Origin of the sequence: Oscillibacter sp. ER4 (assembly GCF_000765235.1) — a bacterium.
In the GTDB taxonomy this organism is placed as follows: domain Bacteria; phylum Bacillota; class Clostridia; order Oscillospirales; family Oscillospiraceae; genus Hominicoprocola; species Hominicoprocola fusiformis.
Map to the genome: position 1 here is coordinate 1 of NZ_JPJG01000065.1, position 2,387 is coordinate 2,387.

A 2,387-nucleotide genomic window follows, 5' to 3' on the forward strand; every position below is an offset into this window, starting at 1 on the left:
TGTTAGCGCCGGGCGGAATTAGCCATTCCGGGCCGGGCGGAAATCGCCAATTATGGCCGGATGAAAATAGCCAATCATGATTTCATGAAATCCTTTACACTTAGAGGGTAGCCAGCCCCCGGTGAAAGGAGGAATCATGAAGAAGCCTAATTTTGCAGCTATGAATCCAGCAGTAGCGGAAGCTATAAAACAGATGATGGCCGAACAGGGAGACAAGTTCTCGCTGGAGAAAATCAACCTCGCAGACCTTGGGCGTCGTACGGGAATTTCCCGCGCCAAACTGCGCCGCATGAAAGAACATGACTTTGAGGATGTCCAACACGCCTTGAAGGGCCGCAAGGCCACAACTACACTCCTGAGTGGCTACACCGGCATTCTGGATGGCCTGCTCAAAGCAGGCGTTGTAAACTCTGTCGTGTGCCTTGATAAACTTCGTAAGAGTGGATTCGCTGGTGGTAAAACCATCGTCAAGGACTACATCTCTGCCCACCATCATCTTGTTCCCGCCCCTCGTCATGCAGTTGAACCGCAGGGAAACCGTGGGCGACGGTACTCTACCGGTCCCGGAGAGGCGTTTCAGATGGACTGGGGCTTTACGAAGGTACAGGCATACGATGGAAGTGAATACAACGCCGCCTGCTTCGCTATGATTTGCCACCACTGCGGGCAACAGTATGTGGAGTTCTTCCCCAATGCAAAGCAGGAAAATTTGTTCATTGGGATAATCCACGCTTTCCGCTACATGGGTGTTCCTCAATACGTCCTGACGGATAACATGAAGAGTGTGGTCATTCGGCGTGACCTGGATGGCAATCCAATCTGGCAGAAGGACTATGAGCAGTTCATGAAGACCGTTGGATTCCAGACGAAGCTCTGCAAGCCCCGGCATCCCTTTACGAAGGGCAAGGTGGAACGTCTGGTACGGTTCGTAAAAGAAAACTTCCTCATTGGGCGCGTGTTCTGGAATGTGACCGATCTGAATTATGCAGCTTTGGATTGGTGCAATGAACAGAACGCAGCTTACCACAGGGGGGTTGGCATTCCCCAGGATATCCATTCAGAGCGCTGTCTCAAAGTGGTATCCATTCTGGATGACAGCTATGAACTGCTGTTTTATCTCTGCCCGGAGCGCCGGATTTCTTTTGACGGGTTTGTAAGCTATGAGGGACGTCGTTTTGGGGTCCCCTATACCTACCATGGCAAGACTGCCCGTGTGCTGCGCGACGGTGATACGCTGTACATCTATTCATCCGATATGGCCTTTCTCCTGACCACGCACAATGTGACATGGGCGCGCCGGGACAGCTTTTGTGAGAACCAGTATGCTCTGCCTGAGCAGCCGGAAGAGTTCCCCACTATGCCGGTAAAGACGGTGATTAAACAGCTTCCAGAGCCGGTCCGTGACCTCTCCTTTGAGAAGTTCAACTTCAGCAAGGAGGATGATTGGGATGAATAATACGCTGTTAGACACTGTGGCCGCTTGCAGCAAGGATCTGATGAAGTTTGGGTTCTCGGTGGAAGAGTTTGCTACTCTGGTACAGGAGAACAACATGACTGACGCAGAAGTCCTTGCAGTGGCTAAGGTCTTTGAACATCTAAAAGCAAAGAAAAACAGCTCTACTGTTGACTTCTTACTGCGTACAAGCCGACTGCCGCTGAAGGTTCCGAAAACCTTTGACAACTTCGATTTCAGCCGCATCACTGGGAAGAACATTGACAAGTTGCGTAACCTCTCTACGCTGTCCGCCCTCTACGCCCACAAAAACCTCGCCTTCATTGGGAAACCGGGAACCGGAAAAACTCATTTGGCGCAGGCTTTTGGCCGCGCCTGTTGCGAGCACGGCATGAAAGCATACTTCATTAAGATGACCGAGCTGCGTGACCGAATGACGGATGCCCGACGTGCTGGCCGTGAAAGTACGCTCCTCGCAGCTCTCGTTCGGCCTTCCTGCCTGATTATTGATGAAGTGGGGCATTGCGAGTTTGACAAGGAAAGCACGCGGCTGTTTTTTGATATGGTGGACCGCCGCTACCAGAAGGACGGCTACTACAACATGGTTTTTACCAGCAACCGTGATCCCGCACAGTGGCAGGAGAATTTCTGTGAGAATGACTCGCTCCTGTGTGCGCTCGACCGTATCTTCGATGATGCGATTGTGTTTTCGATTAAGGGCGAGAGCTTCCGCGGCCGCCGTCTTGAGACGGTTTCCCTGCGGTCGTCCGCAGCGCCTCCGGCCGCCGCCCACAGCCAAAAGAGCGGCATTTAAAACCGACATCCAAACCGGGGCTGGCTACACCCTCCCGGCCCGGATTGGCGATTTCTGTCCGGCTGAAATTGGCTGTTTTCTCCCGGCTCAAAATGGCGATTTTCTCCCGGCGCTAACACC

General features: G+C 52.7%; 2 protein-coding genes. Both read left to right on the top strand.

Features of this window, described 5'->3' with window-relative positions:
• The first annotated feature begins 136 nt into the window (after positions 1-136).
• The gene (gene istA, locus NI20_RS0110645; RefSeq protein ID WP_033121387.1) at positions 137-1,456 is read left to right on the top strand and encodes an IS21 family transposase; all 1,320 of its coding nucleotides are present in this window, start codon (positions 137-139) and stop codon (positions 1,454-1,456) included.
• Entirely contained in the window at positions 1,449-2,267 is an 819-nt protein-coding gene (locus NI20_RS0110650; RefSeq protein ID WP_197055385.1) for an ATP-binding protein, read from the top strand. The genes istA and NI20_RS0110650 overlap by 8 nt, the downstream gene beginning before the upstream one ends.
• Positions 2,268-2,387: the final 120 nt, after the last annotated feature.

What these genes read in the sequence shown, in the direction of transcription:
- NI20_RS0110650 (WP_197055385.1), top strand. Translation starts at nt 1,449, where the DNA reads ATGAATAATACGCTGTTAGACACTGTGGCCGCTTGCAGCAAGGATCTG.
- istA (WP_033121387.1), top strand. Translation starts at nt 137, where the DNA reads ATGAAGAAGCCTAATTTTGCAGCTATGAATCCAGCAGTAGCGGAAGCT.